We start from the raw sequence: 19,073 nt of genomic DNA, 5'->3' as shown, positions 1-19,073 counted from the left end.
CGGTGAAAGTGGGAGATACTTCACATGTTCTTGGTTGGTCAGTTTATGCTGATGGCTGGGGATACGAGTTTCTTTTTAATATTACAAAAATCCAGTAAATATGTTTTTTGTCCTCTGTGGGTTTTGTCGCGACTTCACCTTAATGTGGGGACGTCTCTTTTTCCGTTAACTGGCTGTGATATTGCCGACGATACTCAGACGGTGAGCGTTCGGTATTTTTGCGAAACAGGCGACAGAAGTAGTTGCTGTCGACGAACCCGCAGGCGTGTGCAACTTCTTTAATTTTCAGATCGTAGCCCTTCAATAGCGTTTTCGCTTGTTCAAGTCGGGTGTGGTTAAGATATTCGTTAAAACCAATGGCTCCGGTTTTCTGAAACAGATGCGAAAGATAATTCGGTGAGATGTAAAAGGCCTGGGCGACGGATTTGCGGGTCAACGGAGAGGCGTAGCGTTCGTCAATGTAGTCGCGAATGGCGTCGAAAAGTGCCTGGCTACGCGATGCTGTCTGGATTTGGCTACCGAGCAGGTCACGGCAATGGCTGAACAGGCTGGCAATAATTAATTTCGCGGTTTGCTGCTCCTGGGGCTGCATTTGTATTTCATTGAGCGCCTGTAGCAGGAAGGAGCCGATACGCGGCCCGCGGCGTGCCACATGTTGATTGGCGAGATGTTGGAACTGGCGGCCATCCCATTGCATAACGCTAAAGATTAACTGCTGCTTAGCGAACAGAATCGTCAGCATAGTGACGGGCGTTTGCCATTGCGGAAGATTCCAGCCTCCTGCGGGGACGTACAGAACGTCCCCGGGAACAAGTATGTTCCCGATACCCGTATCCGAAAGTTGCCCCTCCAGCACGATTTCCAGTCGTGGAAAATCTACCTTATACGCCAGTTCTGGCGTTACGGCATTACTGCTGGCGAAGTAAACCTGGTGCAGCGGTAAGGGGCCGTTAATCAGGCGGGAAAGTAGGTGGCTGATGTTGTGATACATGTGAATCCCTGACAGATCGTGGACAGGGAAACAGTAACCGTCATCATAAAAAAAGGCCACTCTTAAAGAGTGGCCTGAGAGAGCGTTACTGATTCCCGATTTGATCGCCGTAAGGCAGGGAGTCGTAATCGATCAGGGCGTTTTTCTTGTACGGATTACCAATCCAGCGGGTCGTCTCTTTGAACTCCGGGCTGGTAATAGAACGGGTCGGATCGAAACCATCGTACGTAAAGCCTGCCAAATCTGACCAGGTATGGATAAGTTCAGAGCTGCTGTACTTACGATTAACGTCCTGTGAGAAGTCGCGTGGGTGCGCAGCCTGCCATTTTTCAGACGTCCACAGCAGGAACGGTACCGTATACATATGGCGCGTTGGGCTATCTTCATTACGGCCCTGCGTTTTATGTGGCGGCGTGTCATACACTTCTTCACCATGGTCAGAGAAGTAGAGCAGGAAGCCGTTCGGATCAGTTGCTTTGTAGTCTTTGATCAGGCTGGCAATGATATGGTCGTTATAGACGTTGGCATTGTCATAATCGTTATATGACTCCAGTTCATCACTGCTCAGACCTGCAGGTACGTTCTCGGTATTACCGTCAAACTTACCCTGGCCTTCCGGGTAGCGGAATTTGTATTTAATGTGCGTACCCAGCAAGTGAACGATGATGAACTTTTTCGGTGCCGGGTCGGCCATGACTTCTTTAAACGGTCCCAGCACGTTGCTGTCGTATTCACGCGCACTTTGGGTACGCTGCTGGTTCATATAGAACTGCTTGTCTGTCTGCCGGGAAAATACGGTCAGCATGGTGTTACGGGCGGTCATTGTTTGCTGGTTGGTTATCCAGAACGTTTTATAACCCGCCTGTTTCATCATATTCATCAACGACGGCTGCGTCAGATATAAATCCGGGTTCTTCTCGTTTGCGAAGGTCAGCGCCTGTTGCAGGATTTCAATCGTGTAAGGACGTGAGGTCACGACATTATTGAACACGGTGAAGTTTGGATCGGATTTATGCAGCGCATCCAGTTCCGGCGTGGTTTCACGTGGGTAGCCGTACAGGCTCATGCGGCCACGTTGAGTTGACTCGCCAATCACCAGCACCAGCGTACGCGGCGCATCACCAGAATTGTCTTTAAAGTTAGCCAGTGGTGGCAATGCGTTGTTCTCATTCAGCAGGCTATTTAATGCGGTCAATTGTTGACGGTATTGATAATAACCAGAGATGAACTGCCATGGCGCGGCAGGCTCCATGCGCGATGCAAGGCCGCCCAGCGTTTTCTCAAAAGGCTTATGCTTGATAAACGTATTGACGGTCATTGGGTGCAGAATTAAACCGTACAACAGCGCAAATGACACCAGATAACGCCATGGCGACGGAATATGGACCGGGCGTAAACGCGTCCACAGCAGGATTGCGGTTGCTGTATAGGCCAGTGCGATAAGTACGATCTTGAGACTGAAATATTGGCTCAGATATTCGCGGGCTTCGTTGGCGTTGGTTTCAAACATAACGAACAGAACGCTTTGTGAGAATTCTTGTCCGTAAATAACGTAATAACTCAGCGCGGCCAATGAAGCCGCCCAGAGTGCCACACCAATAACGGCGGCGATAATGCGAATACGGTTCGGGAATAAGAATACCGGAATCAACCACAATGAGCTGAACAGTATTGAGTCGCGTAATCCGTTAGTTCCGCTATAGCCCGTAAAATAAATAATGGCCTGGAGTAAGGTAGAGAAGAACCAAAAATAGAGGAGTGCCCAACCCAGGGCTTTCCAGCTAAATTTGGGTTTAGACTGGAGTTGTAAGGATTGCATAGTGTGAGCCTGTCTTTAATCGTAGCGCCAACGTTAGCGGCTAAACCTTAAGAGGATCTGAAGCAATGCGAGTCGAATATCGCGTTTTGCTAACAAATATCCATTGGATGTATAAAATGCAGACAGGAATATATTAAAAATGAGGTGGTTATGACAGCAGTATTTTATGTCACCCTCGCACAATAGCACGAGGGTGACAGGCATAAAAATTAGCCGGTGTTACGCATACCGGCAGCAACGCCAGCAATTGTCACCATTAGCGCCTGTTCGACGCGTGGGTCTGGTGCATGGCCTTGCTCTTCTGCCAGGCGCGAACGATATAATAATTCGGCCTGTAAGACGTTCAGTGGGTCAGTATAAATATTCCTTAACTGAATAGACTCGGCAATCCACGGTAGATCGGCCATCAAATGCGAGTCATTGGCGATTGCCAACACCACATTGATATCGGCTTCCAGACGCTGACGCAGTTCTTCACCCAATGGCCAAAGCTCTTTTTTGACCAGGCGCTGATCGTAGTACTCCGCCAGCCACAGGTCAGCTTTTGAGAACACCATCTCCAGCATGCCAAGACGCGTGGAGAAGAATGGCCAGTCACGACACATTGCTTCAAGCTCGCTTTGCTTACCGTCTTCAACTACTTTTTGCAGCGCAGTACCTGCACCCAGCCAGGCCGGAAGCATCAGGCGGTTCTGTGTCCAGGCGAAGATCCACGGAATAGCACGCAGAGACTCTACACCCCCGGTCGGGCGACGTTTTGCCGGACGTGAGCCGAGCGGTAACTTGCCCAGTTCCTGCTCTGGTGTTGCGGAACGGAAGTAAGGTACAAAGTCTTTATTTTCACGAACATACCCACGATAGAGATCGCAGGAGATATCTGAAAGCTCATCCATGATATGACGCCAGCCATCTTTTGGTTCCGGCGGCGGTAACAGGTTAGCTTCCAGAATCGCGGCAGTGTACAGCGACAGGCTACTGATGGTGACTTCCGGTAGGCCGTATTTGAAGCGGATCATCTCGCCTTGTTCTGTCACGCGCAGGCCGCCTTTAAGGCTACCTGGTGGTTGAGAGAGCAGTGCCGCGTGGGCAGGCGCGCCACCACGACCAATAGAGCCGCCGCGACCGTGGAACAGCGTCAGTTCAATACCGGCTTTTTCGCAGGTTTTGATCAGCGCGTCCTGTGCCTGATATTGTGCCCAGGAAGCGGCCATCACGCCGGCGTCTTTTGCAGAGTCAGAATAGCCAATCATGACCATCTGTTTGCCCTGAATAAAGCCGCGATACCAGTCGATATTCAGTAGCTGGCTCATAACATCATCGGCGTTGTTCAGGTCGTCCAGCGTCTCAAACAGCGGTGCGACCGGCATAGCAAAACCAATGCCGGCTTCCTTCAGCAGCAAATGCACGGCCAGTACGTCAGACGGTGTTTTCGCCATTGAGATTACATAGGCAGCAATGGAGCCATAAGGCGCTTCGGCAATCACCCGGCAGGTATCGAGCACTTCACGGGTATCGTTGCTGGGTTCCCAATTACGTGGCAGAAGCGGGCGCTTGGAGTTCAGTTCACGGATCAAGAAGGCTTGTTTATCCGCTTCTGACCAGTTTTCGTAGTCACCAATGCCCAGATACCGGGTCAATTCGCCCAGTGCCTCGGTATGACGAGTGCTTTCCTGACGAATATCAATGCGTACCAGCGGTACGCCGAAACATTTCACGCGCCTAAGGGTGTCGAGCAACTCACCATTGGCGATGATACCCATACCACAGGCCTGCAGAGACTGGTAACACGCGTACAGCGGCTCCCAAAGCTGTTCGTTTTGGGTTAGCAGGCCAGCAGGTTTTGGCAGTTTTTCGCCTTTCAGACGCGCTTCCAGCCAGGCCTGAGTTGCCATCAGACGCGAACGCAGCATTTTCATCAGATAGCGGTAAGGTTCTGCCGCACCTTCTTCACCGACCAGCGCCATCAGTTCCGGCGTGGCTTCAACCATCGACAGCTCGGAAATCAGGAACTGGATGTCCTTCAGGAACAGATCAGTGGCTTTCCAGCGGCTAAGCAGCAGCACATGGCGGGTGATATCTGCGGTGACATTCGGGTTACCATCACGGTCGCCGCCCATCCAGGAGGTAAAACGTACCGGAACAAAATCAACAGGTAGCTTATAGCCCAGATGTTCTTCCAACTGTTCATTTAGCTCGCGCAGGTAGTTAGGTACGCCTTCCCACAGGCTGTTTTCAACCACTGCGAAGCCCCATTTGGCTTCATCAACCGGGCTTGGTCGTAGTTTACGGATTTCATCCGTATGCCAGGACTGAGCAATCAACTGGCGCAGACGACGCATCAGCTGATTGCGTTCGTAATCAACGATATCTTTGTTATCAAGCTGTTTGAGGCATGCGTTTACTTCACCCATTTTATGAATCAAGGTGCGGCGGGTGATTTCGGTTGGGTGTGCGGTCAGTACCAGCTCCAGAGACAGCGATTCCACGGCGTTCTTGATGGTGGCTTCATCGAGGTTGGGCTGGTCTTTCAGTTTACGCAAAGTACGAGCAATCACTTCCGGGTTGCTGGCAGCTTCGCCTTTTGGCGAAATACTGTGGTACTGCTCGGCGGTATTGGCCAGATTCAGGAACTGGCTAAATGCGCGGGCAACGGGCAGCAGCTCGTCGTTAGACAGATTTTGCAGTGTGGTGAGCAGTTCCTGGCGATTAACTTCATTGCCAGCGCGAGATGATTTGGACAGCTTACGGATTGTTTCTACGCGATCAAGAATGTTCTCTCCCAGCGCATCCTTGATGGTCTCTCCCAGCACTTTGCCGAGCATACTGACATTACTACGCAACGCGGAATATTGTTCGTTCATATTAACCCAGACACCCCATCTTTAATTTATGTGTCCTGTATCCTTCGCGCCACAGCGGTGTTGGCTGCGCTCGAAATCTCTCGGACTTAATTTTTTCGCCGTCTTTTATAAAGCCACGTAAAACTCGTGACGTCAATTGCTGCGAAATCGCTTCAGCAAACCAATAAATCGCGGCAATTTATTAAAGTTAATTCACATCGTGCCAAATAAGAAAAGCTTATGAACATGTGACATAGAGATGCCGGATGGCGCTGCGCTTATCCGGCCTACAAGACGGGGTAGGCCCGGTAAGCGTAGCGCCACCGGGCAAGTTTCATTAGTGCCAGCAGAAATGGTGCACAACCTGGGTGATTAATTCGCGGGTTGGCTTAATAAAGCGTGTTTCCAGATATTCATCCGGCTGATGTGCCTGATTAATAGAACCGGGACCCAATACCAGCGTCGGACACAGCGTCTGGATAAATGGCGCTTCGGTGCAGTAGTTCACCACTTCAGTCTGTGCGCCCAGCAGTTTCTCAACCACCTCGACCAGTTGATGGTCCGGCGGACACTCATAGCCAGGAATGGGCGGATGCAATTCCGATACCGTCAGGCGACCCGGCCAACGCTCACTGACCGGGGCCAGCGCATCGTTAAGTAGCCCATTTAGATCGTTAAGCGTCATACCGGGTAGTGGACGAATATCCATATGCAGTTCGCAGCAGGCGCAGATACGGTTAGCGGCATCGCCGCCATGAATATGGCCCAGATTTAACGTGGGGTACGGCACGGTAAAAGCGTTATGGTGATAGCGTTCTTTCAGGCCATCGCGCAGCTTCATGATATGGCCGATAGCATCATGCATCAGTTCAATCGCATTCACGCCGCGTGCCGGATCGCTTGAGTGACCCGACTGACCCAAAATTCGAATGGCGTTAGAGATATGACCTTTGTGCGCGCGAACGGGCTGCAGAGATGTCGGTTCGCCAATGATTGCGCAGTCCGGGCGGAGCGAAGTCGTTTCAGAAAAGTAACGAGCGCCGGCCATGCTGGTCTCTTCATCAGCGGTGGCCAGAATGTAGAGCGGCTTTTTCAGTTTTGTGACATCCACACCGCGCAGTGCATCGAGAATAAAGGCGAAAAAGCCTTTCATATCCGCGGTGCCCAGACCGTAGAGCTTATTGTCGTGCTCGGTGAGGGTGAAGGGATCGCGCGTCCAACGCCCATCGTCAAAAGGTACGGTATCGGTATGGCCTGCCAACAACAGACCGCCGGCACCGTGCCCGACACTCGCCAGCATGTTGAATTTATTGCGCGTACCAGGAACAGGCTGAACCTCAACATTGAAACCTAAATCTTTGAACCAGTCCGCCAGCAGAGTGATTAAACCTGCATTGCTTTGATCGAGCGCTTCTTCGGTTGCGCTAATCGACGGTGTGGCAATCAGAGCGCGGTAAATCTCGATAAATGGCGGTAAATTGTTTTTCATTGTTGACACACCTCGGGTCATGATAGTATCAATATTCATGCAGTATTTGTGAATAAAAATACAATAACATTGAGCGTAATAAAACCCACCAAGTGTAAGGTGAGGTGATAAAGGCTTATACCTGGCAACCGAATCTAAGAAGGTGAACAGCTCCGATGTTGAATACGCTGATTGTGGGCGCGAGTGGCTACGCTGGCGCAGAGCTTGTGACCTATGTAAATCGCCATCCTGATATGACCATAACCGCTTTGACCGTCTCAGCGCAAAGCAATGATGCAGGAAAATTAATCTCCGATTTACATCCGCAGCTAAAAGGCATTGTCGATTTGCCGTTACAGCCAATGTCCGATATCAGCGAGTTTAGCGCAGGGGTGGACGTTGTGTTCCTCGCGACGGCTCATGAGGTCAGTCATGATCTGGCTCCGCAGTTTCTGCGTGCCGGTTGTGTGGTGTTTGACCTCTCGGGTGCGTTTCGCGTAAACGACGGCGCATTCTATGAGAAATACTATGGCTTTACCCATCAGCATCCTGAACTGCTGGAACAGGCGGTATACGGTCTGGCTGAGTGGAGCGTAGACAGACTGAAAGACGCGAATTTGATTGCTGTTCCGGGTTGTTACCCGACGGCGGCACAATTGTCGCTGAAACCACTTATTGATGCCGGGCTACTGGACCTTACTCAGTGGCCGGTGATTAACGCCACCAGTGGGGTGAGCGGTGCGGGCCGTAAGGCCGCTATTTCGAACAGCTTTTGTGAAGTGAGCCTGCAACCGTATGGCGTGTTTACTCATCGCCATCAGCCGGAAATCGCTACTCACCTGGGTACGGAGGTGATCTTCACTCCACATCTGGGTAATTTCCCGCGTGGGATCCTGGAAACTATTACCTGCCGTCTGAATTCGGGTGTCACTCAGGCTCAGGTCGCGCAGACGCTGCAACAGGCATACAGCGATAAACCGTTGGTGCGTCTGTATGAAAAAGGCGTTCCGGCACTGAAAAATGTGGTTGGCTTACCGTTCTGTGATATCGGATTTGCTGTGCAGGGCGAACATCTGATTGTGGTAGCGACTGAAGATAACTTATTGAAGGGCGCGGCGGCACAGGCCATGCAGTGCGCAAATATCCGTTTCGGCTTTGCTGAGACACAGTCTCTTATTTAAGGGTGCAATGATGAATCCATTAATTATCAAGCTGGGCGGCGTTTTACTGGATAGTGAAGAGGCGCTGGAGCGTCTGTTTACCGCGCTGGTAAATTATCGCGAGTCGCATCAGCGTCCGCTGGTCATTGTGCACGGTGGTGGCTGTGTCGTCGACGAGCTGATGAAACAACTTAATCTGCCGGTGAAAAAGAAAAATGGCCTGCGTGTTACACCAGCCGATCAAATCGACATCATCACCGGGGCGCTGGCGGGGACCGCGAATAAAACCTTACTGGCCTGGGCGAAAAAACACCAAATTGCCTCTGTGGGTCTGTATCTTGGCGATGGCGACAGTGTAAAAGTGACGCCACTCGATAAAGAGTTAGGTCACGTTGGACTGGCGCAGCCGGGTTCGCCTAAGCTGATTAACACGCTGCTGGAAGGGGGCTTTCTGCCGGTAGTGAGTTCCATTGGCGTTACTGAGGATGGGCTGTTGATGAACGTCAATGCCGATCAGGCGGCGACGGCGCTGGCGGCAACGCTGGGTGCTGATCTGATCCTGCTCTCCGATGTGAGCGGTATTCTGGATGGTAAAGGCCAGCGTATTGCCGAAATGACCGCGACGAAAGCGGAACAGTTGATTGAGCAGGGCATTATTACCGATGGCATGATCGTGAAGGTCAACGCGGCACTGGATGCTGCGCGTACGCTGGGCCGCCCGGTAGATATCGCTTCCTGGCGTCATGCTGAGCAACTCCCGGCGCTGTTTAACGGCACGCCGATTGGTACGCGTATTCTGGCTTAACTATTAATGTGCCGGATGGCGGCTTCGCCTTATCCGGCCTACATGGGTTTTGTAGGCCCGGTAAGCGCAGCGCCACCGGGCAAAAATATCATATTAAGGAAATTCGTTATGGCACTTTGGGGTGGGCGTTTTACACAGGCAGCAGATCAGCGGTTCAAACAGTTCAACGACTCGTTGCGTTTTGACTACCGCCTGGCAGAGCAGGATATTGTCGGCTCTGTGGCCTGGTCCAAAGCGCTGGTAACCGTCGGCGTACTGACTGCGGATGAACAACTACAGCTGGAAGACGCGCTGAATAATCTGCTGGAAGAGGTACGCCTGGACCCGCAGCAGATCCTGCAAAGTGATGCGGAAGATATTCACAGCTGGGTGGAAGGCAAGCTGATTGATAAAGTCGGGCAGTTAGGTAAAAAACTGCACACCGGGCGTAGCCGTAATGACCAGGTCGCAACTGACCTTAAACTGTGGTGCAAAGACACGGTCATGGAACTGTTGTCTGCGAATCGTCAGTTACAAAGCGCGTTAGTCGATACCGCGCAAAATAACCAGGACGCGGTTATGCCGGGTTACACGCACTTGCAGCGTGCACAGCCGGTGACGTTTGCGCACTGGTGTCTGGCATATGTCGAAATGCTGGCGCGTGATGAGAGCCGTCTGCAGGATGCGCTTAAGCGTCTGGACGTTAGCCCGTTAGGCTGTGGTGCACTGGCGGGTACCGCCTACGAAATCGATCGTGAGCAACTGGCTGGCTGGTTGGGTTTTTCCTCGGCAACCCGCAACAGCCTGGACAGCGTTTCTGATCGTGACCATGTCCTGGAGTTGCTCTCTGATGCCTCTATCGGCATGGTGCATCTGTCGCGCTTTGCTGAAGATCTGATTTTCTTTAACACTGGCGAAGCAGGCTTTGTTGAATTATCCGATCGTGTAACCTCAGGTTCATCCCTGATGCCACAGAAGAAAAACCCGGATGCATTAGAGCTGATCCGTGGCAAATGTGGCCGCGTACAAGGTGCGCTGACCGGTATGATGATGACACTGAAAGGTCTGCCGCTGGCGTACAACAAAGACATGCAGGAAGACAAAGAAGGCCTGTTCGATGCGCTCGATACCTGGCTGGACTGTTTGCACATGGCCGCGCTGGTGCTGGACGGCATTCAGGTGAAACGTCCTCGTTGTCAGGAAGCGGCGCAGCAGGGTTATGCCAACGCCACTGAATTGGCGGATTATCTGGTTGCCAAAGGTGTTCCGTTCCGCGAAGCACACCATATCGTAGGTGAGACGGTGGTTGAGGCGATTCGTCAGGGTAAACCGCTGGAAGCATTGTCGCTGGCCGACTTGCAAAAGTTCAGCAGCGTCATTGGCGATGATGTCTATCCGATACTTTCCCTGCAATCCTGTCTGGACAAACGTGCAGCGAAAGGTGGCGTATCACCGCAGCAGGTTGCGCAGGCAATCGACTATGCGAAGGCACGTCTGTAGGCCGGATAAGGCGAAGCCGCCATCCGGCACTGTGCGCCGTTCTGCCTGATAAGCGTAGCGCCATCAGGTAAAAAGTTATCAGAGCCTGGCATTAAGCCGGGCTTTTTTATGCAAAAAAATGCGGACCAGAGGTCCGCAAAAGTTCACGTTGGCTTTAGTTATTTCGAGTATGAGAACGGACAGGTGCTTCAAGGGTTAAAGGGTACCGTTCCGTTTCTGTGGTGCATTATTAAACAGAAAGCTTGATAGGGATAATCGTTCGTTGCTATGCTACCTATCGCCATGAACTATCGTGGCGATGGAGGATGAATAATGAATATTCGTGATCTTGAATACCTGGTGGCGCTAGCCGAGCATCGTCACTTCCGGCGAGCGGCGGATTCCTGCCACGTCAGCCAGCCAACGCTTAGCGGGCAAATCCGCAAACTGGAAGATGAGCTTGGTGTTATGCTGCTGGAGCGTACGAGTCGTAAAGTGCTGTTCACTCAGGCAGGTTTACTGCTGGTGGATCAGGCGCGTACCGTGCTGCGCGAGGTCAAAGTGCTCAAGGAAATGGCAAGCCAACAAGGCGAGACAATGTCTGGCCCGCTGCACATTGGTTTGATCCCAACGGTGGGGCCATACCTGTTGCCGCATATTATCCCTATGTTGCACCAGACCTTCCCGAAACTGGAAATGTATCTGCATGAAGCGCAGACGCATCAACTGCTGGCGCAACTGGATAGCGGTAAGCTCGACTGCGTGATCCTGGCGTTGGTCAAGGAAAGTGAGGCGTTCATTGAAGTGCCACTGTTTGATGAGCCTATGATGCTGGCGATCTATGAAGATCACCCATGGGCAAACCGCGACTGTGTGCCGATGTCAGATTTGGCAGGTGAAAAACTGTTAATGCTGGAAGATGGGCACTGTCTGCGTGATCAGGCGATGGGCTTCTGCTTTGAAGCAGGTGCCGATGAAGACACCCATTTCCGGGCAACCAGTCTGGAAACGCTGCGCAATATGGTTGCGGCAGGTAGTGGCATTACTTTGCTGCCTGCACTGGCCGTTCCGCCAGAGCGTAAGCGTGATGGTGTGGTCTATCTGCCGTGCATTAAGCCGGAACCGCGCCGTACTATTGGTCTCGTCTATCGTCCGGGATCGCCGTTACGCAGCCGTTATGAACAGCTGGCAGAGGCCATCCGTGGGGCAATGGATGGCCATTTCGACAAAGCGTTAAAACAGGCGGTTTAAGCCGTTTAGCGCGGCTACCCGATAGGCTTCTGCCATGGTTGGGTAGTTAAAGGTGGTGTTAACGAAGTACTCGATGGTGTTACCACCACCTTTTTGCTCCATGATCGCCTGACCGATATGAATAATTTCGGCTGCGCGTTCCCCAAAGCAATGGATCCCCAAAATCTCTTTGGTCTCGCGATGGAACAAAATCTTCAGCGTTCCGACACTCATTCCGACGATTTGCGCTCGTGCCAGATGCTTAAACTGGGCGCGACCGACTTCGTATGGGACTTTCATTGCCGTTAGCTGCTGTTCGGTTTTACCGACGGAGCTGATTTCAGGAATGGTATAAATCCCGGTGGGAATATCTTCGATCAGATGTGCGGTGGCTTCGCCTTTGACCAGTGCCTGAGCGGCGATACGTCCCTGATCGTAGGCTGCAGATGCCAGGCTTGGGTAACCTATCACATCGCCAACGGCATACACATGCGGCAGTGCGGTCTGATACATGCTATTTACTTTTAGCTGCCCGCGACTGTCCGTTTTCAGGCCAATATTTTCGAGTGCCAGCGAATCGGTATTACCGGTACGACCATTGGCGTACAGCAGACAGTCTGCTTTCAGCTTTTTACCGGATTTCAGGTGCATGATGACGCCGTCATCACGGCCTTCAATCCGCTCATACTCTTCGTTGTGGCGAATGACCACGCCGCTGTTCCAGAAGTGGTATGAGAGTGAATCGGACATCTCTTGATCGAGGAATGCCAGCAGACGATCGCGGGTGTTGATTAAATCAACTTTTACGTCCATTCCTCGGAAGATAGACGCATATTCGCAGCCAATCACACCTGCGCCATAAATCAGAACATGGCGAGGTTCGTGATGCAGGCTGAGGATAGAATCGCTGTCGTAAACGCGTGGGTGCGAAAAATCGACGTCAGTTGGATGATAAGGGCGTGAGCCGCAGGCAATAACAAACTTATCTGCGGTGAGTGTTTCCACTGTACCGTCGTGACATTCCAGAGCAAGGGTGTGTTCGTCGACGAAACGGGCATTCCCCTGCAGAATTTCACAGTGGTTGCGCTCGTAAAAACCTTGCCGCATACGCGTTTGCTGATTAATTACGTTATCAGCATGGTTGAGAATATCGGCGAAAGAAGAACGAAGAAGTCGGGAATGGTCGCTGTAAAGTGGGTTCTGATTGAATTCGATAATACGGCTGACTGCGTGGCGGAGCGCTTTCGACGGGATGGTGCCCCAATGGGTACAGCCTCCGCCGACGTTATGATAGCGCTCAATAACCGCGACGCGCGCTCCTTGCTTAACCAGACCCATCGCAGCGCCTTCGCCGCCGGGACCGGAACCTATTACTATTGCATCGTAATCGTAGGAATGTGACATGGTCAGGCTTACCTGTTCTTATACATAAAAGCAACAGAATAGTAACATCGTTGTTGGGATAACCCAATTATCGTTGTGCTTTTTTGCGAAGTCGAAGCACAAACTGCGCGTAAACAATCATTCACAAAGCCATGCCAACCGCCTAATCTCTGGTATAGTGCCAGCAAGGTATGTGGAAGGATTCAGACATCGTGATGGGCGTTAGAGCGCAACAAAAAGAGAAAACCCGGCGTTCGCTGGTAGAAGCCGCATTTAGTCAACTCAGCGCTGAGCGTAGTTTTGCCAGCCTAAGTTTACGAGAAGTTGCTCGTGAAGCGGGCATTGCGCCAACCTCGTTTTATCGCCATTTCCGCGATGTGGATGAGCTCGGCCTGACGATGGTGGATGAGAGCGGTCTGATGCTGCGCCAGTTGATGCGTCAGGCTCGTCAGCGTATCGCCAAAGGCGGTAGTGTGATCCGTACCTCGGTCTCAACATTTATGGAGTTCATCGGCAACAATCCCAACGCCTTCCGTTTATTATTGCGCGAGCGTTCGGGCACCTCCGCAGCGTTTCGTGCAGCGGTTGCGCGTGAAATTCAGCACTTCATTGCGGAACTTGCGGATTATCTTGAACTCGAAAACCATATGCCTCGCGCGTTTACTGAAGCGCAAGCCGAAGCCATGGTAACGATTGTGTTCAGTGCCGGGGCAGAAGCACTGGATGTTGGCGCTGAACAGCGTCGGCAACTGGAAGAGCGGCTGGTGTTGCAACTGCGCATGATCGCCAAAGGCGCATTTTACTGGTACCGCCGTGAACAAGAGAAGATGACGCACCACTCCGAGTAACGAGAAGGACGAGCAATGAAACAGTCAGGTCAAGATAAAGGTACGCTGCTGCTGGCGCTGGTTGCCGGCTTATCGATTAATGGCACATTCGCGGCGCTGTTTAGCTCCATTGTGCCTTTCTCTGTATTCCCGATTATTTCGCTGGTGTTGACGGTTTACTGTCTGCATCAACGTTACCAGAATCGCACCATGCCTGTGGGGTTACCGGGCCTGGCTGCAGCCTGTTTTATTCTCGGTGTTCTGCTGTACAGCACCGTTGTACGTGCTGAATATCCGGATATTGGCTCTAACTTCTTCCCGGCGGTACTGTCGGTGATTCTGGTGTTCTGGATCGGCTTTAAAGTGCGTAACCGTAAGCAGGAAATCGCGGAGTAACCGTTGTAGCTGTAGGCCGGATAAGGCAAAGCCGCCATCCGGCAATCTGAACCGGTAGTGCTTATCCGGCCTCCGTTCAGTCTTACTTCTTCGTTAACAGTACGCCGCACTCCATATGGTGCGTATACGGGAACTGATCGAACAGCGCCAGACGTGAAACATTGTGCGTCTGGCTTAATGTTTCCAGGTTCTTACACAGTGTCTCCGGGTTGCAGGAGATGTACAGAATACGCGGATACGCCTGCACCATTTTCTCCGTTTCGCTGTCCAGACCGCTGCGCGGTGGGTCAACGAAAATGGTCTCGCACTGATAACTCTTCAGATCAATCCCCTGCAAACGGTTGAATTCGCGAACACCGTTCATTGCCTGCGTAAACTCTTCGGCTGCCATACGGATAATTTGTACATTATCAATATGGTTAGCGGCGATGTTGTACTGGGCTGCAGCAACGGACGGCTTGGCGATTTCGGTGGCCAGTACGCGGTTGAAGTTCTGCGCCAGCGCTAATGAAAAGTTGCCATTACCGCAGTACAGCTCCAGCAGATCGCCCTTTGAATCTTTGGTGACATCAATCGCCCATTCCAGCATCTGAATGTTCATTGCAGCATTCGGTTGCGTGAAACTGTTCTCAACCTGGCGGTAGATAATCTCTTTGCCCGCGACCGGTAAACGTTCGTCGATATAATCCTGATCCAACTCGATTTTAGTTTTGGTCGCCCGGCCGATCAGGTGCACATTCAGGTTTTGCGCCCGCAGCGCATCCCGCAGCGCTTCGGCTTCCTGGCGCCACTCATTATCCAGTTTTTTATGGTACAGCATGGATACCACCGCCTGATCGCTCAGGGTGGTGAGGTAATCAATCTGGAACAGTTTGTGACGCAGGATGTGGTTGTTGCGTACACCTTCAATCATTGCCGCCATCAGCGTATTGATAAGCTCGCTGGCCGCCGGAAAGCTGTCGACGCGAATACGTTTTTTCGTTTGGCTGTCGAACATGATGTGGTACAGGTCATCCTCGTCATGCCACAGACGGAACTCGGCACGCATACGGTAATGGCTAACCGGTGAGCGGAACACTTCCGGAGCCTGTGCATAAAATGGCGTCATTAAGCTCTGCAGACGCACCACTTTTTCAGCTAACTGTGCGTCGTACTGTTCTGTCGGAAGGTGTTCGGGGGTCATGATGCGTCCTGAAAAATAAAAGTACGCGGGGATTGTAGGGATTGCTCATCAGATGTCCAGTTATTGATGATTTCCGATATTGTGATATCCGGTCTGGACAGTAGGTTGTAACAAACTGTAGCATCCGTTTTCCGGTCCTGTGAGTTAAAAGGGAATCCAGTGTGAATCTGGAGCTGACGCGCAGCGGTAAGGAAAGGTGAAATGAGAGCGTAAAGCAGACACTGCCTGTGGGTGGGAAGTCTTCATTTCTTTTTATTCGGTATCCTGAATAACCTTCCAAGCCCGAAGACCTGCCGGCTAACGTCGCATCTGGTTTTCACTATCGCGTACTATCGGTGGACCTGCGGCATCCTTCTTATATTGTGGATGCTTTACAATGATTAAAAAATCGTTGCTGTTGACGGCGCTTTCCGTCGCGGCATCTTCTGGTTGGGCGCAGGATGCTAGCCCAGATACTCTCGTCGTCACTGCCAACCGTTTTCAGCAGCCCCTAAGCGCAGTACTTGCACCCATCACCGTCGTTACACGTCAGGACATTGATCGCTGGCAATCTACCTCGGTAAACGATGTACTGCGTCGTTTGCCTGGTGTTGATATCGCGCAAAGCGGCGGTATGGGGCAAAACTCGTCTATTTTTATTCGCGGCACTAACGCCAGCCATGTTCTGGTGTTGATAGATGGTGTGCGTCTTAATTTAGCGGGAGTTAGCGGCTCGGCCGATCTTAGCCAGTTCCCGGTATCGCTGGTGCAACGTATTGAGTATATCCGCGGGCCGCGTTCCGCTATATATGGTTCGGATGCGATTGGCGGTGTGGTGAATATCATTACTACGCGCGAAAAACCAGGGACGGAACTGACCGCCGGCGTGGGAAGCAATGGGTATCAGAATTACGATATCTCAACCCAGCAACAGCTTGGCGAAAATACGCGTGTCACGTTGATGGGCGATTATGCCTACACCAAAGGCTTCGATGTCGTGGCCTACGGTAGCACTGGTGCACAGGCTCAACCGGATAAAGACGGTTTCTTAAGCAAGACGCTGTATGGCGCACTGGAGCACAACTTCTCCGAGACATGGAGCGGGTTCGTTCGTGGTTATGGTTATGATAACCGCACAGATTATGACTCGTATTATTCTCCTGGCTCTGCACTACTTGATACCCGACAGCTTTATAGCCAGAGCTGGGACGCTGGGTTACGTTTTAATGGCGAGCTTATTCAGTCACAACTGGTTTCGAGCTACAGCCACAGTAAAGACTACAACTATGATCCGAACTATGGCCGCTATGATTCCTCGGCCACGCTGGATGATATGAAGCAATATAATGTTCAGTGGTCAAACAGCATAGTTGTTGGCCACGGTAACATTGGTGCAGGCGTGGACTGGCAAAAGCAAACCACGGAGCCTGGCACTGGGTATGTTACGGACGGTTACGACCAACGTAATACTGGCCTCTATTTGACGGGATTGCAGCAGCTTGGTGACTTCACCTTCGAAGGTGCGGCACGTAGTGATGATAACTCCGAGTTTGGTCGCCATGGTACATGGCAAACCAGTGCTGGATGGGCGTTTATCGAAGGCTATCGTTTCATTGCCTCCTATGGCACATCTTACAAAGCGCCAAATCTGGGGCAGTTGCATGGCTATTACGGCAATGCAAACCTTGACCCCGAAGAGAGTAAGCAGTGGGAAGGGGCGTTTGAAGGGTTAACATCAGGTGTTAACTGGCGCGTGTCAGGGTATCGCAACGATATCGATGACATGATCGACTACAACACTCACACTCAGAAGTACTACAACGAAGGCAAAGCGCGTATTAAAGGTATCGAAGCGACTGCAAACTTCGACACCGGGCCGTTGGCGCATACGCTTAGCTACGACTACGTAGATTCGCGTAATGCGATTACCAACGAGCCACTGGCTCGTCGTTCTAAACAGCAGGTGAAATACCAACTCGACTGGCAGGTCTATGATTTTGACTGGGGCCTGACATATCAATATCTGGGGACGCGATACGATACGGACTACGTTACTTATCAACCGGTAAAATTGGGTGGTGTGAGTTTGTGGGATCTGGCAGTGTCATATCCGATCACCTCACAGCTGACAGTTCGTGGTAAAATCGCCAACCTGTTCGATAAAGATTACGAGACAGTTTATGGCTACCCAACTGCAGGACGGGAATACACCTTGTCTGGCAGCTACACCTTCTGATTCACGTCCTACCGTGCTGGTGTTTGATTCCGGCGTCGGTGGGTTGTCGGTCTACAATGAGATCCGGAATCTCCTGCCGGATCTCCACTATATATATGCTTTCGATAACGTCGCTTTTCCTTATGGTGAGAAAAGCGAAGAGTTTATCGTTGAGCGTGTTGTTGAGATTGTGACGGCAGTTCAGCAACGCTATCCCCTCGCACTTGCGGTTATCGCATGCAATACCGCCAGCACGGTGTCACTCCCCGCATTACGTGAAAAGTTCGCTTTTCCGGTTGTCGGTGTGGTGCCTGCGATTAAACCCGCGGCGCGGCTCACCGCGAATGGTATTGTCGGGCTACTGGCGACGCGCGCGACGGTGAAACGCTCGTACACACACGAATTGATTGCGCGGTTTGCTAACGAGTGTCAGATAGCGATGTTGGGATCCGCTGAGCTGGTGGAACTGGCAGAAGCGAAGCTGCACGGTGAGCCCGTCTCGCTGGAAGAGCTACGTCGAATTCTGCGACCGTGGCTGCGGATGTCGGAACCCCCTGATACGGTGGTCCTTGGATGCACCCACTTCCCTCTATTACAGGAAGAGCTATTACAAGTTCTCCCGGAAGGGACGCGACTGGTGGATTCCGGTGCAGCGATTGCGCGTCGAACGGCCTGGCTATTGGAACACGAAGCGCCAGATGCAAAATCAGCCGATGAGAATGTGGCATTCTGCATGGCAATGACAACAGAGGCTGAACAATTATTGCCAGTGTTGCAGCGCTATGGCTTCAAAACGCTCGAAAAACTGGCGATTTAGTCTGTTTTGGTGAAAAAGTACGCACTCGGAAAATTATTTTAAATTTCCCCTTGTCAGCCTGAAATAACTCCCTATAATGCGCCTCCACTGACACGGAACAACGGATTACACGCCGCCGGGTCAGCGGGGTTCCACTGAGAATCTCGTAGAGAAAAGCAAAAATAAATGCTTGACTCTGAATGAGGAAAACGTAATATACGGGACCTCGCGACAGAGCGCTAAAGCGCATCGCAACTGCTCTTTAACAATTTATCAGACAATCTGTGTGGGCACTCGAAGATACGGATTCTTAACGTCGCAAGACGAAAAATGAATACCAAGTCTCTGAGTGAACATACGTAATTCATTACGAAGTTTAATTCACGAGCATCAAACTTAAATTGAAGAGTTTGATCATGGCTCAGATTGAACGCTGGCGGCAGGCCTAACACATGCAAGTCGAACGGTAGCACAGAGGAGCTTGCTCCTTGGGTGACGAGTGGCGGACGGGTGAGTAATGTCT

14 protein-coding genes, 1 rRNA gene and 1 riboswitch are annotated in these 19,073 nt (G+C 51.6%); of the genes, 9 read left to right on the top strand and 6 right to left on the bottom strand.

Going from position 1 to position 19,073, the window contains the following annotated elements; translation table 11 throughout:
- Nucleotides 1-139 precede the first annotated feature (139 nt).
- From NNO02_RS10755 to argE, 4 genes are all read right to left on the bottom strand, one after another.
- Nucleotides 140-991, bottom strand: a complete 852-nt coding sequence (locus tag NNO02_RS10755) for an AraC family transcriptional regulator (RefSeq protein ID WP_271454799.1) — start codon at nucleotides 989-991, stop codon at nucleotides 140-142.
- An 85-nt stretch (nucleotides 992-1,076) separates the two neighbouring features.
- Nucleotides 1,077-2,810, bottom strand: a complete 1,734-nt coding sequence (locus NNO02_RS10750) for a phosphoethanolamine transferase CptA (RefSeq protein WP_271454798.1) — start codon at nucleotides 2,808-2,810, stop codon at nucleotides 1,077-1,079.
- Nucleotides 2,811-3,019: 209 nt separating this feature from the next.
- The gene (gene ppc, locus NNO02_RS10745) at nucleotides 3,020-5,671 is read right to left on the bottom strand and encodes a phosphoenolpyruvate carboxylase (RefSeq protein ID WP_202037227.1); all 2,652 of its coding nucleotides are present in this window, start codon (nucleotides 5,669-5,671) and stop codon (nucleotides 3,020-3,022) included.
- A gap of 316 nt (nucleotides 5,672-5,987) precedes the next feature.
- On the bottom strand, nucleotides 5,988-7,139 hold the full coding sequence (gene argE / locus NNO02_RS10740) for an acetylornithine deacetylase (protein WP_271454797.1): 1,152 nt from the start codon (nucleotides 7,137-7,139) through the stop codon (nucleotides 5,988-5,990).
- A gap of 155 nt (nucleotides 7,140-7,294) precedes the next feature.
- Between argE and argC the strand changes: the two genes are divergently transcribed.
- The 4 genes from argC to oxyR all read left to right on the top strand — a co-directional run bounded on the left by argC (nucleotide 7,295) and on the right by oxyR (nucleotide 11,792).
- Nucleotides 7,295-8,299, top strand: coding sequence for an N-acetyl-gamma-glutamyl-phosphate reductase (argC, locus tag NNO02_RS10735; RefSeq protein WP_271454796.1), 1,005 nt, complete (start codon nucleotides 7,295-7,297; stop codon nucleotides 8,297-8,299).
- Nucleotides 8,300-8,306: 7 nt separating this feature from the next.
- A complete protein-coding gene (gene argB / locus NNO02_RS10730) occupies nucleotides 8,307-9,083 on the top strand; it encodes an acetylglutamate kinase (RefSeq protein ID WP_137378532.1) in 777 nt (258 codons plus the stop codon).
- 108 nt (nucleotides 9,084-9,191) lie between these two features.
- Nucleotides 9,192-10,562 (top strand): argininosuccinate lyase, encoded by a 1,371-nt coding sequence (argH, locus tag NNO02_RS10725; protein WP_271454795.1) that lies wholly within the window; start codon nucleotides 9,192-9,194, stop codon nucleotides 10,560-10,562.
- A gap of 312 nt (nucleotides 10,563-10,874) precedes the next feature.
- On the top strand, nucleotides 10,875-11,792 hold the full coding sequence (gene oxyR, locus NNO02_RS10720; protein ID WP_137381485.1) for a DNA-binding transcriptional regulator OxyR: 918 nt from the start codon (nucleotides 10,875-10,877) through the stop codon (nucleotides 11,790-11,792).
- Here the strand turns inward: oxyR and sthA are convergent.
- Nucleotides 11,775-13,175, bottom strand: a complete 1,401-nt coding sequence (gene sthA / locus NNO02_RS10715) for a Si-specific NAD(P)(+) transhydrogenase (RefSeq protein ID WP_271454794.1) — start codon at nucleotides 13,173-13,175, stop codon at nucleotides 11,775-11,777. The genes oxyR and sthA overlap by 18 nt on opposite strands.
- A 191-nt stretch (nucleotides 13,176-13,366) precedes the next feature.
- Between sthA and fabR the strand changes: the two genes are divergently transcribed.
- A complete protein-coding gene (fabR, locus tag NNO02_RS10710; protein WP_003028862.1) occupies nucleotides 13,367-14,002 on the top strand; it encodes an HTH-type transcriptional repressor FabR in 636 nt (211 codons plus the stop codon).
- 15 nt (nucleotides 14,003-14,017) lie between these two features.
- A complete protein-coding gene (locus NNO02_RS10705; protein WP_003825114.1) occupies nucleotides 14,018-14,377 on the top strand; it encodes a YijD family membrane protein in 360 nt (119 codons plus the stop codon).
- An 82-nt stretch (nucleotides 14,378-14,459) separates the two neighbouring features.
- Here NNO02_RS10705 and trmA read toward each other — a convergent pair whose 3' ends face one another.
- Nucleotides 14,460-15,560, bottom strand: a complete 1,101-nt coding sequence (trmA, locus tag NNO02_RS10700) for a tRNA (uridine(54)-C5)-methyltransferase TrmA (RefSeq protein ID WP_271454793.1) — start codon at nucleotides 15,558-15,560, stop codon at nucleotides 14,460-14,462.
- A gap of 115 nt (nucleotides 15,561-15,675) precedes the next feature.
- A riboswitch (cobalamin riboswitch) is annotated at nucleotides 15,676-15,872 on the top strand.
- 64 nt (nucleotides 15,873-15,936) lie between these two features.
- On the opposite strand from trmA, the gene btuB reads away from it, so the two are divergent.
- From btuB to NNO02_RS10685, 3 genes are all read left to right on the top strand, one after another.
- A complete protein-coding gene (gene btuB / locus NNO02_RS10695) occupies nucleotides 15,937-17,775 on the top strand; it encodes a TonB-dependent vitamin B12 receptor BtuB (protein ID WP_271454792.1) in 1,839 nt (612 codons plus the stop codon).
- On the top strand, nucleotides 17,720-18,571 hold the full coding sequence (gene murI, locus NNO02_RS10690; RefSeq protein ID WP_137381510.1) for a glutamate racemase: 852 nt from the start codon (nucleotides 17,720-17,722) through the stop codon (nucleotides 18,569-18,571). Before btuB ends, murI begins: the two co-directional genes overlap by 56 nt.
- A gap of 377 nt (nucleotides 18,572-18,948) precedes the next feature.
- Nucleotides 18,949-19,073, top strand: a 16S ribosomal RNA gene (locus tag NNO02_RS10685); the annotation flags it as partial.

This window comes from Citrobacter sp. Awk 2, from assembly GCF_028069815.1.
Taxonomy (GTDB): Bacteria; Pseudomonadota; Gammaproteobacteria; order Enterobacterales; family Enterobacteriaceae; genus Citrobacter.
Note: the sequence above shows the minus strand (reverse complement) of the source record. Positions and strands in the feature narration are given on the sequence as shown.